14 protein-coding genes are annotated in these 15416 nt (G+C 71.0%); 6 read left to right on the top strand and 8 right to left on the bottom strand.

Annotated elements, in window-relative coordinates:
- Positions 1-70: 70 nt before the first annotated feature.
- The 5 genes from RKD23_RS11005 to RKD23_RS10985 all read left to right on the top strand — a co-directional run bounded on the left by RKD23_RS11005 (position 71) and on the right by RKD23_RS10985 (position 5696).
- The gene (locus RKD23_RS11005; RefSeq protein ID WP_424853528.1) at positions 71-520 is read left to right on the top strand and encodes an SRPBCC family protein; all 450 of its coding nucleotides are present in this window, start codon (positions 71-73) and stop codon (positions 518-520) included.
- A gap of 49 nt (positions 521-569) precedes the next feature.
- Positions 570-1676 carry a 23S rRNA (adenine(2503)-C(2))-methyltransferase RlmN gene (gene rlmN / locus RKD23_RS11000; RefSeq protein ID WP_404046436.1) on the top strand — a complete coding sequence of 369 codons (1107 nt, stop codon included), beginning with the start codon at positions 570-572 and terminating at the stop codon, positions 1674-1676.
- 245 nt (positions 1677-1921) lie between these two features.
- Entirely contained in the window at positions 1922-3004 is a 1083-nt protein-coding gene (locus RKD23_RS10995; RefSeq protein WP_424853527.1) for a thiamine ABC transporter substrate-binding protein, read from the top strand.
- A complete protein-coding gene (locus tag RKD23_RS10990; protein WP_424853526.1) occupies positions 2980-4650 on the top strand; it encodes an ABC transporter permease in 1671 nt (556 codons plus the stop codon). Before RKD23_RS10995 ends, RKD23_RS10990 begins: the two co-directional genes overlap by 25 nt.
- Positions 4650-5696: an ABC transporter ATP-binding protein gene (locus RKD23_RS10985; protein ID WP_424853525.1), complete on the top strand. Its 1047-nt coding sequence runs from the start codon at positions 4650-4652 to the stop codon at positions 5694-5696. Before RKD23_RS10990 ends, RKD23_RS10985 begins: the two co-directional genes overlap by 1 nt.
- A 74-nt stretch (positions 5697-5770) precedes the next feature.
- On the opposite strand, the gene RKD23_RS10980 is transcribed toward RKD23_RS10985, so the two are convergent.
- From RKD23_RS10980 to RKD23_RS10950, 7 genes are all read right to left on the bottom strand, one after another.
- Entirely contained in the window at positions 5771-6475 is a 705-nt protein-coding gene (locus RKD23_RS10980; RefSeq protein WP_424853524.1) for an LAETG motif-containing sortase-dependent surface protein, read from the bottom strand.
- Positions 6476-6622: 147 nt separating this feature from the next.
- A complete protein-coding gene (locus RKD23_RS10975) occupies positions 6623-7747 on the bottom strand; it encodes an LOG family protein (RefSeq protein ID WP_424853523.1) in 1125 nt (374 codons plus the stop codon).
- A gap of 37 nt (positions 7748-7784) precedes the next feature.
- Complete coding sequence (locus tag RKD23_RS10970) at positions 7785-8225, bottom strand: VOC family protein (protein ID WP_424858214.1); 441 nt, start codon at positions 8223-8225, stop codon at positions 7785-7787.
- Positions 8226-8348: 123 nt separating this feature from the next.
- Entirely contained in the window at positions 8349-9884 is a 1536-nt protein-coding gene (locus RKD23_RS10965) for a hypothetical protein (protein WP_424853522.1), read from the bottom strand.
- A complete protein-coding gene (locus tag RKD23_RS10960) occupies positions 9866-10606 on the bottom strand; it encodes an ABC transporter ATP-binding protein (RefSeq protein WP_404046459.1) in 741 nt (246 codons plus the stop codon). Before RKD23_RS10960 ends, RKD23_RS10965 begins: the two co-directional genes overlap by 19 nt.
- 192 nt (positions 10607-10798) lie before the next feature.
- The gene (locus RKD23_RS10955; protein ID WP_424853521.1) at positions 10799-12163 is read right to left on the bottom strand and encodes an aspartate aminotransferase family protein; all 1365 of its coding nucleotides are present in this window, start codon (positions 12161-12163) and stop codon (positions 10799-10801) included.
- A 19-nt stretch (positions 12164-12182) separates the two neighbouring features.
- Positions 12183-12701 (bottom strand): Lrp/AsnC family transcriptional regulator, encoded by a 519-nt coding sequence (locus tag RKD23_RS10950; protein ID WP_404046464.1) that lies wholly within the window; start codon positions 12699-12701, stop codon positions 12183-12185.
- A gap of 163 nt (positions 12702-12864) precedes the next feature.
- On the opposite strand from RKD23_RS10950, the gene RKD23_RS10945 reads away from it, so the two are divergent.
- Positions 12865-14304, top strand: coding sequence for a gamma-aminobutyraldehyde dehydrogenase (locus RKD23_RS10945; RefSeq protein ID WP_424853520.1), 1440 nt, complete (start codon positions 12865-12867; stop codon positions 14302-14304).
- Between the two features lie 70 nt (positions 14305-14374).
- On the opposite strand, the gene RKD23_RS10940 is transcribed toward RKD23_RS10945, so the two are convergent.
- On the bottom strand, positions 14375-15322 hold the full coding sequence (locus tag RKD23_RS10940; RefSeq protein WP_424853519.1) for a hypothetical protein: 948 nt from the start codon (positions 15320-15322) through the stop codon (positions 14375-14377).
- Positions 15323-15416 lie beyond the last annotated feature (94 nt).

Raw genomic sequence — 15416 nt, 5'->3', positions numbered from 1 at the left:
TGTCCGGCGGTGGCCGCGGGCCGCACCCGGTGGGACGATTTCGGTGTACGCCCGCGAAGGGGGTCCACCCATGTCCGCCATCCGCGAATCCATCGACATCGACTGCACGCCCGAAGACGCCTACGCCTATCTCACCGACCCCTCCCACCTGCCGGAATGGCAGCTGAGCGCGGTCTCGGCGGAGCCGCTCGAAGCGGGTCCGCTCCACCCCGGCTCCCAGGTCCGGGTCACCCGCCGTATCGGCACCCGCGAGATTCCGATGACCGTGGAGTTCGACGCGCTCGACCCGCCGTACAGCTGGGATCTGCACGGCATCGAAGGGCCCGTACGTCCTCGCACCCACGGCCGGATCGAGCCGCTCGACGACGGACGCCGCTCCCGCGTGACCATCGAGATCGACTTCGAGGGCCACGGCCTCGGCAAGGCCCTGGTCCCCCTCGTCGTCCGCCCCCAGATCCGCAAGGAGCTGCCGCGCGACGAGGCACTGCTGAAGCAGCGGCTGGAGCAGACCGGCGCCTGAACCGCAGGGTCGTGGGTCACTCATAACGATCTGCGACACTGGTAGGACCATGCCCAAGCCCGGAGAACTCACCTTTGTCGCGCCGCGCGGAGCCAAGCTGCCGCCGCGGCATCTCGCCGATCTCTCGCCCGCCGAGCGCAAGGAGGCGGTGGCCGAGGCCGGCGAGAAGCCGTTTCGCGCCAAGCAGCTGTCGCAGCACTACTTCGCGCGGTACGCGCACGACCCGCAGGAGTGGACCGACATTCCGGCCGGGTCGCGCGAGAAGCTGCGGGAGGCGTTGTTCCCGGAGCTGATGACCGTCGTACGGCATCTGTCGACGGACGAGGGGACCACGCGCAAGACGTTGTGGCGGCTGTTCGACGGGACGCTCGTCGAGTCGGTCCTGATGCGCTACCCGGACCGGGTGACCATGTGCATCAGCTCGCAGGCCGGATGCGGGATGAACTGCCCGTTCTGCGCGACCGGGCAGGCGGGGCTGGACCGCAATCTGTCGACGGCCGAGATCGTGCACCAGATCGTCGACGGCATGCGGGCGCTGCGGGACGGCGAGGTGCCCGGTGGGCCCGCCCGGCTGTCCAACATCGTCTTCATGGGCATGGGTGAGCCCCTCGCCAACTACAAGCGGGTCGTCGGCGCCATCCGCGCGCTCACCGACCCGGCGCCGGACGGGCTCGGGCTGTCGCAGCGCGGCATCACCGTGTCGACCGTCGGCCTGGTGCCCGCCATCCACCGGTTCGCCGACGAGGGCTTCAAGTGCCGGCTGGCGATCTCCCTGCACGCCCCGGACGACGAGCTGCGCGACACGCTCGTCCCCGTGAACACGCGGTGGAAGGTGCGCGAGGTCCTGGACGCCGGGTTCGAGTACACCGAGAAGTCCGGGCGCCGGCTGTCCATCGAGTACGCGCTGATCCGCGACATCAACGACCAGGCGTGGCGTGGCGACCGCCTCGGGCGGCTGCTCAAGGGCAAGCCGGTCCATGTGAACCTGATCCCGCTGAACCCGACGCCCGGCTCGAAGTGGACCGCCTCGCGGCCCGAGGACGAGAAGGCGTTCGTCGAGGCCATCGCCGCCCATGGTGTGGCCGTGACCATCCGGGACACCCGAGGTCAGGAGATCGACGGAGCCTGTGGTCAGCTCGCGGCGACCGAGCGGTAGTCTGACCCCGTCAGTACAACTTCATATCCCGTACAAGTTCATATCCCGAACATCTTCATATTCCGACAGGGGAGCGCCACAGCGCTGAGAGTGCGGCAATCGGGCCGCAGACCCTCTGAACCTCGCCCAGGTCATTCTGGGTAGGAAGTTCGGTCATCACTCGAGCTGTTGCGCCCTGCTCGGGGCACCCCAGGTGTCCCGGGCAGGGCCGCGTCTCTTCCTGGACCGCCCCAGGAGGAAAACCAGTGCACACCAAGACGTTCGTCGCCGCGGCCGTCGGCCTCGGCCTGATCACGCTGTCCGCGTGCGGATCGTCCGACTCCGACACCAAGAGCGAAGGATCCGGGTCCAAGACCGTCACCCTCGTCAGCCACAGCTCGTGGGCGGTGTCCGAGGACGTCCTCGCCGCCTTCGAGAAGCAGTCCGGCTACAAGGTCAAGGTCCTGGAGGACGGCGACGCCGGCCAGGCCGTCAACAAGGCCATCCTCACCAAGGACAACCCGCAGGGCGACGTCTTCTTCGGCGTCGACAACACCCTGCTGTCCCGGGCCCTCGACAACGGACTGTTCCAGCCGTACGAGGCCAAGGGGCTCGACCAGGTCGGCGCCGAGTACCAGCTCGACAAGGACGAGCACCGGGTCACGCCCGTCGACTTCGGCGACATCTGCGTCAACTACGACAAGCAGTACTTCGCGGACCACAAGCTGACCCCGCCGGCGTCTCTGGACGACCTGGTCGAGCCCGCGTACAAGAACCTCCTCGTCACCGAGAACGCCTCCACCTCCTCGCCCGGCCTCGGCTTCCTGCTCGGTACGGCCGCGAAGTACGGCGACGACGGCTGGCCGGACTACTGGAAGAAGCTCAAGGCCAACGGCGTGAAGGTGGTCGACGGCTGGGAGCAGGCCTACAACGAGGAGTTCTCCGGCTCGGCCGGCGGCAAGAAGGCCAAGGCCGACCGGCCGCTGGTGGTGTCGTACGCCTCCTCCCCGCCCGCCGAGGTGATCTTCGCCGACCCGAGGCCGAAGACCGCGCCCACCGGTGTCGCGGAGGGCACCTGCTTCCGGCAGATCGAGTTCGCGGGCCTGCTCGCCAACGCGAAGAACTCCGAGGGCGGCAAGGCGCTGATCGACTTCCTCGTCTCGCAGCGCTTCCAGGAGGACATGCCGCTGAACATGTTCGTCTACCCCGTGACCAAGAGCGCGAAGGTGCCCGCCGAGTTCACCCAGTACGGACCCGCCGCGAAGGCGCCCGAGACCATGGACCCGGCGAAGATCGCCGAGCACCGGGATGAGTGGGTCACGTCGTGGACCTCGCTCGTACTGAAGTAACCGCCCGCAAGCGGCGTACCGGGAGCGCGGCGCGGCTCGGGCTGATGGCCCTGCCCGTCGCGTTCTTCGGGCTGTTCTTCGCCTACCCCGTCGCCGCGATCGTCGAGCGCGGTCTGCACGCCGACGGGGTCTGGCAGCTGGGGCGGCTCGGCGAGGTGCTCGCCGACCCCGGCATCCGGCACGTGTTGTGGTTCACCACCTGGCAGGCGCTCGCCTCGACCGCGCTCACCCTGGCGATCGCGCTGCCCGGCGCCTACGTCTTCGCGCGCTTCGACTTCCCCGGCAAGCAGGTGCTGCGCGCGGTGGTCACCGTGCCGTTCGTGCTGCCGACCGTGGTGGTCGGCACCGCGTTCCTGGCCGTCGTAGGCCGTGGCGGGCTGCTGGACGAGCTGTGGGGCGTACGGCTGGACACCACCGTGTGGGCGATCCTGCTCGCGCACGTCTTCTTCAACTACGCGGTCGTCGTACGGACCGTCGGCGGGCTGTGGGGCCAGCTCGACCCGCGGCAGGAGGAGGCCGCGCGGATGCTCGGCGCGTCCCGTCTCGCCGCGTGGCGCACGGTCACGCTGCCCGCGCTGGGGCCGGCCGTCGCGGCCGCGGCCCTGATGGTGTTCCTGTTCACCTTCACGTCCTTCGGCGTGGTCCAGATCCTCGGCGGGCCGACCTTCTCGACGCTGGAGGTCGAGATCTACCGGCAGACCACCGAGATCTTCGACCTGACCACGGCCGCCGTGCTCACGCTGGTCCAGTTCGCCGCGGTGGGCGCGATCCTCGCCGTGCACGCGTGGACCGTACGGAGGCGGGAGACGGCTCTGAAGCTGGTGGACGCGTCGGTGACCGCGGCCCGGCCGCGCGGGGCGGGGCAGTGGGCACTGCTCGCCGGGGTGCTGGTCACGGTCGCGGTCCTGCTGGTGCTGCCGCTGGCCGTGCTGGTGCAGCGGTCGCTGGACGCGCCGGACTTCGGCTACTTCAAGGCGCTGACCCGTGAGGACGGGGGCGCCTTCCTCGTCCCGCCGATCGAGGCGATCGGGAACTCGCTGGAGTACGCGGCCGCGGCCACCGCCTTCGCCGTCCTGATCGGCGGACTGGCCGCCGCCGCCCTGACCCGCCGGGACGCCGGGCGGCTCGTACGCGGGTTCGACGCGCTGCTGATGCTGCCGCTCGGGGTGTCCGCGGTGACCGTCGGCTTCGGCTTCCTGATCGCGCTCGACGAGCCGCCGCTGGATCTGCGGGCCTCCTGGCTGCTGGTGCCGCTCGCGCAGGCGCTGGTCGGCGTGCCCTTCGTGGTACGGACGATGCTGCCGGTGCTGCGGGCGGTGGACGCGCGGCTGCGGGAGGCCGCGGCCGTGCTCGGGGCGTCGCCCTGGCGGGTGTGGCGTGAGGTGGACCTGCCGATGGTGCGGCGGGCGCTGCTGGTCGCCGCCGGGTTCGCCTTCGCCGTGTCGCTGGGCGAGTTCGGGGCGACCGTGTTCATCGCGCGGGCGGACAACCCGACCCTGCCGGTCGCGGTGGCCAAGCTGCTGGGCCGGCCCGGCGACCTCAACTATGGGCAGGCGATGGCCCTGTCGACGATTCTGATGCTGGTGTGCGCGGTGGCCCTGCTGATCCTGGAGCGGCTGCGGACCGACCGGACGGGGGAGTTCTGATGCTGCTGGGCCTGGAGGACGCGACCGTACGGTTCGGCGGGCGGGCCGTGCTCGACGGCGTCGACCTCGGTGTCGCCGAGCACGAGATCGTGTGTGTGCTCGGGCCGAGCGGCAGCGGCAAGTCGACCCTGCTGCGGGCCGTGGCGGGCCTGCAGCCGCTGGACGCCGGCCGGGTGCTGCTCGACGGACGCGACCAGGCGGGCGTGCCCGCGCACCGGCGCGGCGTGGGCCTGATGTTCCAGGACCACCAGCTCTTCCCGCAGCGGGACGTCGGCGGCAATGTCGCCTTCGGGCTGCGCATGCACGGCGCGTCCAAGCGGCAACAGCAGGAGCGCGTCGGTGAGTTGCTCGACCTCGTCGGTCTGCCGGGTGCCGCGCGGCGGGCCGTGGCCGCGCTGTCCGGCGGCGAGCAGCAGCGGGTGGCGCTCGCCCGGGCCCTCGCCCCCAGGCCGCGGCTGCTGATGCTGGACGAGCCGCTCGGCCAGCTCGACCGGTCGCTGCGCGAGCGGCTCGTGGTCGAACTGCGGGAACTGTTCCGCCGGTTGGGCACGACCGTGCTCGCCGTCACCCACGACCAGGGCGAGGCCTTCGCGCTGGCCGACCGGGTCGTGGTCATGCGGGACGGGCGTATCGCCCAGTCCGGTACGCCACTTGAGGTGTGGCAGCGGCCGGCCGACGAGTTCGTCGCCCGCTTCCTCGGCTTCGACAACGTGGTCGCGGCGACCGTGACCGGAGAGGCCGCGGACACGCCCTGGGGCAAGCTGCCGGTACCGGAGGGCTCCCCGCAGGGCGCGCGTTCCGTGCTCGTACGGCCCGCCGGGGTGCGGCTGGTGCCCGTGGCGGACGGGCTGCGCTGCACGGTGACCGCCCGCACCTTCAAGGGCACCCATGTCGCGGTCCACCTCCAGCCGGAGGACGCGCCCCGCCTCGAGGCGGTCTGTGCACTGCGGGACGCGCCGGAGGTCGGGGACGCGGTGGGGGTGGCGTTCGAGGCGGAGGAGGTCGTGGTGCTGGAGCGGGCCGCCCTCGACCGAGCCGAGGGCTGATCGAGGGCGACCTGCTCCGAGAGTCAGGCTGTGAGGTCAGCGGCTGCTGATCGAAAGCGACCCGCTCCGAGACGTCAGCGGCTGCTGTTCGAGCCGCGTCGGCGCAGGCCGAAGAAGACCGCGCCACCGCCGACCACGACCAGGGCGGCCGCGACGCCGGCGATCAGACCGGTGTTGGAGTTCGCGCCGGTCTCGGCGAGGTTGGAGTCACCGGCCGCGGGCGAGGGGGCGTTGCCCGGGGCGGTCTCCGCGGGCGGAGCGCTCTCGCTCTCGGGCGCCGACGGCGTGGGCGTGGCCGACTCGGAGGGAGCCGGGGCGCTCTCCGAAGGGGTGTCCGACGGCGTCGGGGTCGGCGGCGTGGGCTTCGGCGTGTCGTCCTTCTTGCAGGGGGTGGACGGCGTCACGAGGTTCGGCTCGATGTCCTCGTCGACATAGCCCGGCGCCAGGACGTGGATGCGGTACTCCGCGTTCGGCTTCCAGTCCTCGGCGAAGGTGATCGTGGTGCCCTCGCGGGAGCCCTTCACCTCCTGGGTGCCGACGAGGCGTTCGTCGGCTCCCTTGTTCTCCAGGTAGACCGAGACCGTGGCGAGGACGCCGGACGGGTCCTTGTCGGTCACGGTGATGACGCCCTTGCTGCCGTCGCACGCCGCGGCAGCCGAGAATTCGCTGATGTCGCAGGCCAGCGCGGTGCCCGCGACACCGAGAGCGAGTGCGGCGGAAGCGGCGGCGACACCGAGGGCACGCACGGAACGGCGTGCGTTACGGGGGGTTATGGACACGTTTGTCCTTAAGTGAGGTGCAATTGAGGGGGGTTGAGGCTCACTGGTTTATAAGCGGCCCATAAGAAGTGTCAATGCACCTGTGTACCAAGGGGACTTGGCTTTACCTGCTTATTAATCGCCGACAGGTTTCAACGCCGGGACATTTCAGCCACCCAGCCGCTTCAACGCCTCCGGCGCCTCCTCGATCCGGTCGACCAGCGCGATCCGCGCGTCCATCGACCGCTCACGGGCCAGGGACCGCAGCAGCGGCCAGGCCGGCAGCTTCTCCGTCCAGTGCGCCCGGTCCACCAGCACCATGGGCGTCGGCTCACCGCGCGACTCGTAGTAGTTCGGGGTCGCGTTGTCGAAGATCTCCTGTACGGTGCCGGCGGCGCCGGGCAGGAACACCACGCCCGCGTTGGAGCGGGCCAGCAGGCCGTCCTCGCGGGTGGCGTTGGCGAAGTACTTGGCGATGTGCGCGGCGAAGGGGTTCGGCGGCTCATGGCCGTAGAACCAGGTGGGGATGCCGACCGAGCCGCCGCCCTTGGGCCAGCGGGCGCGCACCTCGAAGGCGGCCGCCGCCCAGGCGGTGACCGAGGGCGTGAACTTCGGCGCCCCGGCCAGGATGCCGAGGGACTCGGTCAGCATGGCGTCGTCGTACGGGGCGGCGTACGCGCCCAGGTTCGCCGCCTCCATCGCGCCCGGGCCGCCGCCGGTGGCGACCGTGAAACCGGCGCGGGCCAGCTCGCGGCCGAGCCGCGCGGCACCGGCGTACTGCTGTGTGCCGCGGCCCATCGCGTGGCCGCCCATGACGCCCACTACCCGGTCGCCGGACAGCAGTTCGTCGAGCGCGTCCGAGACGGAGTCGTCGTGGACGGCGCGCAGCATGGACGCGAAGATGTCGCCGTCGGCCTTCGTGCGCTGGAACCACGCGTAGGCGCGGGCGTCGGGCGTGGCCTCGTAGCCGCCGTCGGCGAGCGAGGCGAACAGCTCGTCGGGCGAGTAGACCTGGCCGCGGTACGGGTCGAACGGCAGGTCCGGGACCGGCGGGAAGACCAGTGCGCCGTCCGCGCGGACCTTGGTGGCCGCGTCCTCGCGCATCGGGCAGCCGAGGAAGACGGCGCCGGAGGTGTCGGTGGTGAGCAGCTCGCGGGTGCGGTCCGTCAGGTCGACGGCCTGGACACGGAATCCGGCGAGTGTGCCGCGCGCGGCGACGGTCGCGTCGAACTCCTCGAGCGTCTCGATCTCGCGGTCGTTGTGGTGGGCCGCATGGGCGGGCATCGTCTGCACGCGCCCATGCTAGGCACCGTGTTCGACATGGCGGGCCTCAGCCCTGGGCGTAGCCCTCGTCGGCGGAGGCCTCGCCCTGCACCGCGGCCGGGTCCATCCACATGATCTCCCAGGTGTGACCGTCGAGGTCGTCGAAGGCGCGGCCGTACATGAAGCCCATGTCCTGCGTCTTGCCGGTCGCGGTACCGCCGAGGGCGATCGCCTTGTCGACCAGCTCGTCGACCTTCTCGCGGCTCTCCGCGCTCAGACACACCAGCACCTCGCTGGTCTTCGTCGCGTCCGAGATCTCCTTGTCCGTGAAGGTCGCGTAGAACGGCTTGGTGAGCAGCATCGCCACGATGGTGTCGCTGATCACGACCGAGGCCGCGTTCTCGTCGCTGAACTGGGGGTTGATCGTGTAGCCGAGCCCGGTGAAGAACGCCTTGGCGGCGTCCAGGTCGTTCACGGGCAGGTTCACGAAGATCATCTGCTGGTACATGCGGGTCTCTCCCATCGGGCTTCCGCGACGGTGTCGCGCTGTTTCGTGGGGGTAGACCGGGACGCGCCGGGGAACTCATCGCTCCCCGCCGATCTTTCCGTCTTGTTCTTCTGCTTACGGGGCTCAGCGCGTCAGCGGCTGGGCCGCGAGTTCCGCGACGATCAGGGTGAGCGGGCCGAACAGTGCCAGCAGGGCGCCCGCGCGCAGGGCCGCGGCCGCGCGCAGGGTCGTCGACGGGGCGCCGAGGCGGAGCAGGGCGGCCGTGGTGTCGGCGCGGGCGTGCTTGGCCTCCACCGCCGCGGTGAGCAGGGTCGCCAGCGTGCAGCCGGCCACGAGGAGCGAGCCGAGCGTGGTGAGCGGGCCGATGGTGGCGCCGTCCGGGTCGTACAGCGTGCCCATGGCGTACGCGGCGGAGGTCACCGCGCAGACCACGCCCAAGGGGCGGCCGATGCGGACGGCTTCCTCCATGAGGATGCGGCCTGCCAGCAGACGCAGCGCACCGGGACGGACCGCCTGCAGCAGCCTGCCGCACAGGTACGTGAGGCCCGGGCCCGCCAGGGCGAGTCCTACGGCGGTGAGGGTCCAGCCGATCAGGACGCCCAGGGAGTTGCCGACGAGGCCGCCGGGCAGGGCGAGGCCGGGGCTCGCCGTGGCACGGGTCGCGTAGGCCTCCACGGCCAGGCCTGCCGCGAGGGTGGCGACACCCCAGGGCAGAGCGGCGGGGGCGGAGCCGGGTGCCTGGGGGTGGGCTGCGGCGGGGCTGTGCGCCGGGGCGGGGGTGGCGAGGTCGGAGTGCGGCGGGTCGGCTTGATCGGTACCGAGGGCGGGGGTGGGGGCGGGGTGGGTGCCGCCGGCCCGCACGGACGGGGTGTCTCCGGCTCGCGCCGAGGAGGTGCCGCCGTCCTGCGCCGACAGGGTGTCTCCGGCTCGCGCCGACGGGGCGTCGCCGTCCCGCCCCGACAAGGTGTCGCCGTCCCGCGCGGCAGCAGCCGCCCCGCCGCCCCGGCCCTCCGTCGGCCGAGTGGGCCTCCTCGATCCGGGCGACCTCGCGCCGAAGCGGCCGTACGCCCCGAAGGTCTCCCTCGTCGCGGCGCTCTTGCCGTAGGCGCCGAAGCGCCCGAAGAAGCGGGGGGCGTCCGGGCGGCGCGGCTCGCGGGGGCGCAGGGTGACCGCCACCGACAGCGAGGCGATCACCGGGACGAGCGAGAGCAGGGTCAGGGCCGCCGGGAGCGGCAGGGGCAGGTCCGCGGCCAGGGTGTCGGCGGCGTCGCCGTCGAAGGGGAGGCCGGTGAGGTCGCCGCGCAGGTGGAGGAAGAACAGCAGGGCCAGCATGGAGCCGAGCAGGGTCGACAGGGCCGTCGTCGTCGCCGAGACGGCCATCTGACGGGCGGGGCCCAGGCCGATCGCGGACAGGCCCTGGCGGGGCCTGGTGCCGGGGTCCGTGCGGGCGACCGCCACCGCGAAGTGGACCGTCGCGGCCAGTGGCACCATGCACCAGGCGAGACGCAGCAGGGAGGACCCGGTCGCGTCGGGGTGGGACAGGGCGTGACCGAGGGCGCACAGCAGCAGGAAGCCCGTACCCGCCGAGGCCGCGGCCACCAGCAGGCGGCGCAGCTGGACGGCCGGACGGGCGCCGCGGGTCAGACGGAGAGCGAGCACGCGGCCCGGCCTTCCGACTCGGCCATGGGCGGCAGGTGGACGGTCTTCACCTGGCGGCCGTCGAGCAGGGACACCGTGCGGTCGGCCAGGGCCGCGGTCTCCGCGTCGTGCGTGGCCAGCACCACCGTGATGCCGTGCGAACGTGCGGCCGTCGTCAGGGTGCGCAGCACATGCGCGCGGTCGGCGCGGTGCAGCGGGGCCGTCGGCTCGTCGGCGAAGAGCACCGAGGGCGCCGGGGCCAGGGCGCGGGCGATGCAGACGCGCTGGCGTTCGGCGTGGGTCAGCTCGTGCGGGCGTTTCCTCGACCGCTCGCCCACGTCCAGGCGTTCCAGCCACTCCAGCGCGGCGGTCTTGGCGCGGCGCCGGCTCGTGCCGCGCAGCATCAGCGGCAGGGCGGCGTTCTCCCACACGGTCAGCTCGGGCACCAGCACCGGCGCCGGGTCGATCCAGCAGAAGCGGTCGCGGCGCAGCCGCTCGCGGGCCAGGGCACCCATGGTGTGGACGGGGACGCTGTTGAACCAGACCTCGCCGCGGCGCGCGGGCACCAGGCCGGACAGACAGGCCAGCAGGGCGGTCTTGCCGCTGCCGCGCGGGCCGCCGACGGCCAGGATCTCGCCCTCGCGCACGCCGAGGGAGACACCGTTGAGCGCGGGCGAGCCGTCGCTGTGCTGGTAGTGCAGGGACCGTGCCCAGAGCACGTCGTTGTCCGGCGGGGCCTCCATGGGCGTACACCTTCGTTCAGATCCGTAGTTCCGTGCCTCGTCCCCCGTCCGGGGGAACGAAGACAGGGCCGATCGGTTACCAGGCACGCTAGGGACCGGGATCGGGAACGCCGGACAGCACGCGGCCCGGGGTGCACCGTTCTCACTCGAACGGGTGCACCCCGGGCCGGAAATCGGTCTAACCGCGGGGGCCTAGAGCTTCGTCCAGGCCTCGGTCAGGGTCGCGCGCAGGATCTGCTCGATCTCGTCGAAGGTCTCCTGGTTGGAGATCAGCGGCGGGGCGAGCTGGATGACCGGGTCGCCACGGTCGTCGGCACGGCAGTACAGGCCGTTGTCGAAGAGCGCCTTCGACAGGAAGCCGTACAGAACGCGCTCGGTCTCCTCGTCGTTGAAGGACTCCTTGGTGTTCTTGTCCTTCACCAGCTCGATGCCGTAGAAGAAGCCGTTGCCGCGGACGTCGCCGACGATCGGCAGGTCGTGCAGCTTCTGCAGCGTGGAGAGGAAGTTGCCCTCGTTGTCGAGGACGTGCTGGTTCAGCTTCTCCTTCTCGAACAGGTCGAGGTTGGCGAGGCCGACAGCGGCGGAGACCGGGTGGCCGCCGAAGGTGTAGCCGTGCAGGAAGGTGTTGTCACCCTTGTAGAAGGGCTCGGCGAGGCGGTCGGAGATGATGCACGCGCCGATCGGGGAGTAGCCCGAGGTCATGCCCTTGGCGCAGGTGATCATGTCCGGCACGTAGCCGAACTTGTCGCACGCGAAGGTGGTGCCCAGGCGGCCGAAGGCGCAGATGACCTCGTCGGAGACGAGCAGCACGTCGTACTGGTCGCAGATCTCGCGCACGCGCTGGAAGTAGCCGGGCGGCGGCGGGAAGCAGCCACCGGCGTTCTGCACCGGCTCCAGGAAGACCGCGGCGACGGTGTCGGGGCCCTCGAAGAGGATCTGCTGCTCGATCTGGTCGGCGGCCCAGCGGCCGAAGGCCTCGGGGTCGTCGCCGAAGAGCGGGGCGCGGTAGATGTTGGTGTTGGGCACCTTGTGCGCGCCCGGCACCAGCGGCTCGAAGGGGGCCTTCAGGCCCGGCAGGCCGGTGATGGACAGCGCGCCCTGCGGGGTGCCGTGGTAGGCGACCGCGCGGGAGATGACCTTGTACTTGGTGGGCTTGCCGACCAGCTTGAAGTACTGCTTGGCGAGCTTCCAGGCGGTCTCGACGGCCTCGCCGCCACCGGTGGTGAAGAAGACCTTGTTGAGGTCGCCGGGGGCCTCGTTCGCGAGACGCTCGGCCAGCTCGACGGCCTTGGGGTGGGCGTAGGACCACACCGGGAAGAAGGCGAGCTCCTGGGCCTGCTTGGCGGCGGTCTCGGCGAGTTCGGTGCGGCCGTGGCCGGCCTGGACGACGAAGAGACCGGCGAGACCGTCGAGGTAGCGCTTGCCCTTGTCGTCGTAGATGTAGGTGCCCTCACCGCGGACGATGGTCGGGACGGGGGAGTTCTCGTACGACGACATGCGGGTGAAGTGCATCCACAGGTGGTCGTACGCGGTTCGGCTGAGGTCCTTGGTGCTCACGGTTATCGGGTCCTCACGGTTATCGGGTTCCCCACATGTAGGTCTGCTTCTTGAGCTTCAGGTAGACGAAGCTCTCGGTGGAGCGCACTCCGGACAGGGCCCGGATGCGTTTGTTGATGACGTCCAGCAGGTGGTCGTCGTCCTCGCAGACGATCTCCGCGAGGATGTCGAACGAGCCCGCGGTCATCACCACGTACTCGACTTCCGACATGGCCGTCAGCGCGTCCGCTATCGCCTCGACATCGCCCTCGACGTTGATGCCGACCATCGCCTGCCGCCGGAAGCCCACGGTGAGCGGGTCCGTGACGGCGACGATCTGCATGACGCCCTGGTCGAGCAGCTTCTGGACGCGCTGGCGCACGGCCGCCTCGGAGAGGCCGACGGCCTTGCCGATCGCGGCGTACGGCCGGCGGCCGTCCTCCTGGAGCTGCTCGATGATGGCGAGGGAGACGGCATCCAGCTGGGGATTGCCGCCGTTCCTGGACTCGCGTGAGTCCTTCTGGTCTGCGCTTCGACTGGCCACGACCTCACTGTGCACGAGGACTCGACAGTTTTGCAAGGCCAGATCGATGAAATTCGTTGTTTACGAGTTTGAAGCTTGCGGATTTCGCAGATTGATGGCGCTGGGGGGTGTTGAAACCGTGGGTCGAGCGACTAGGGTGGGCATCTCAAGGAATGGACATCCGACAGGAGGGCCGGCAGTGAGCACCGAGCTGCGTCGTCTGCGCAACTACATCGACGGGGAGTTCCGGGACGCCGCCGACGGACGGACCACGGACGTGGTCAACCCCGCTACGGGCGAGGCGTACGCGACCGCGCCGCTGTCCGGGCAGGCCGACGTCGACGCCGCCATGGCGGCCGCGGCGGCCGCGTTCCCGGCATGGCGCGACACCACGCCCGCCGAGCGGCAGAAGGCCCTGCTGAAGATCGCGGACGCGTTCGAGGAGCGCGCCGAGGACCTGATCGCGGCCGAGGTCGAGAACACCGGCAAGCCGGTCGGTCTCACCCGTTCGGAGGAGATCCCTCCGATGGTCGACCAGATCCGCTTCTTCGCGGGCGCGGCCCGCATGCTCGAGGGCCGCTCGGCCGGCGAGTACATGGACGGCATGACCTCGATCATCCGCCGTGAGCCGGTCGGCGTCTGCGCGCAGGTCGCCCCGTGGAACTACCCGATGATGATGGCCGTGTGGAAGTTCGCCCCGGCCATCGCCGCGGGCAACACCGTCGTGCTGAAGCCGTCGGACACCACCCCGGCGTCCACCGTGCTGATCGCCGACATCATCGGCTCGATCCTGCCCAAGGGCGTCTTCAACGTCATCTGCGGCGACCGCGACACCGGCCGCATGATGGTCGAGCACGCCACCCCGGCGATGGCCTCCATCACCGGCTCCGTGCGCGCCGGCATGTCGGTCGCCGAGTCGGCGTCGAAGGACCTCAAGCGCGTCCACCTGGAGCTGGGCGGCAAGGCCCCGGTCGTGGTCTTCGAGGACACCGACATCGCCAAGGCCGTCGAGGACATCTCCGTCGCGGGCTTCTTCAACGCCGGCCAGGACTGTACGGCCGCCACCCGCGTCCTGGTCCAGGAGTCGATCCACGACGAGTTCGTGGCCGCCCTCGCCAAGGCCGCCGCCGAGACGAAGACCGGCCAGCCGGACGACGAGGACGTGCTCTTCGGCCCGCTGAACAACCCCAACCAGCTCAAGCAGGTCGCGGGCTTCATCGAGCGCCTCCCCGCCCACGCCAAGGTCGAGGCGGGCGGCCAGCAGGTCGGCGACAAGGGCTACTTCTACGCCCCGACCGTCGTCTCGGGCCTCAAGCAGGACGACGAGATCGTCCAGAACGAGGTCTTCGGCCCGGTCATCACCGTCCAGTCCTTCACCGACGAGGACCAGGCCGTCGAGTGGGCCAACGGCGTCGAGTACGCCCTCGCCTCCTCCGTGTGGACCAAGGACCACGGCCGTGCCATGCGCATGTCCAAGAAGCTCGACTTCGGCTGTGTGTGGATCAACACCCACATCCCGCTGGTCGCCGAGATGCCGCACGGCGGCTTCAAGAAGTCCGGCTACGGCAAGGACCTGTCGGGCTACGGCTTCGAGGACTACACCCGCATCAAGCACGTGATGACGTCGCTGGACGCGTAAGCGCCCGCACGCAACAGAAGCGCGGCCCCGGACGGAGGAAGATCCGTCCGGGGCCGCGCTTGTCGTGTCTTCAGTGACTGTGCCCGGAGTCGCCGTGCTCCTCCTCCGGTACGGCGGTGTCGCCCCCGGCGTGCACGGTGAAGGCGGCCGTACGGACCTCGCCGCCGACCTTGAAGTCCAGGAACAGCCGGTAGTCGCCGGCGCTGGGCGCGGCCGCGGTGAAGGCGACCTCGGGGCCGGAGGCGGCGCTGCCGTGCGCCTCCTCGTGCGGGTGGACGTGCAGATAGGCCAGGTCGCCGGAGCGCAGGGCGACGAGGTGGCCGTAGGCGCCGAGGTAGGGCTGGAGACGGGCGGGCCTGCCGTCGCGGGTGACCTCGAAGGCGAGGTCGCTGTCCGCGCCGGGGGCGAGCCAGCCGGTGAGCCGGACGGTGTAGCCGTCGACCGTGGCGGTCGGGCCGGTCCCGGGGAGCGCCTCGGGCGCGTACGGTCCCGTGACCGCGAGGTCGGCGCCGAGCGTCAGGTTCTCCCGGCCCGCGGCCGGGGTGAAGTCGGCGAAGACCCGGTAGCTGCCGGCGGCGGGCAGGTCCGCGGTGGTGCTCCAGGTGCCGTCGGCCGCGCGGGCCGGGTGCAGATGGCGGAACGTGGTGAGGTCCCGCGAGGCCACGATCAGGTGCAGCTCCTTCTCGTGCTCGCGCCGGTACTCGGTCACCGGGCGGCCGTCCTCGCCGCGCACGGCGAAGCGCAGGGTGGTCCGCCCGCCTGCCGGGACCCGGGTGGTCTCCAGGTCGAGGGTGTAGCCGCCCTCGGAGATCTGCAGGCCGCCGGGTGTCTCGTCCGTCGCCGTCCGCTTCTTCGCGCCAGGGGTGTGCTGGGCGTGTGCGGCCGTCTCCCCGTGGGCGCCGTGGCCGCCGTCGTCGTCGGGGGAGACCGGTCCGACGGCGTTCCCGACTCCGTAGGCGGTGCCGAACGTGGCGGCCAGGGCGGCGGCGAACGCGCCGATCTTCACTACGGGCTTCATCTCGGGCTCCTGAGTACGGGCGGAGGCTGCTGCCGCTCCGGGCGGCAGCTCCATTCATACATACCCCCCAGGGGTATCGCAAGGTCTTGCGTGA

The organism is Streptomyces sp. SAI-170, from assembly GCF_049739565.1.
Taxonomy (GTDB): Bacteria; Actinomycetota; Actinomycetes; order Streptomycetales; family Streptomycetaceae; genus Streptomyces.
Note: the sequence above shows the minus strand (reverse complement) of the source record. Positions and strands in the feature narration are given on the sequence as shown.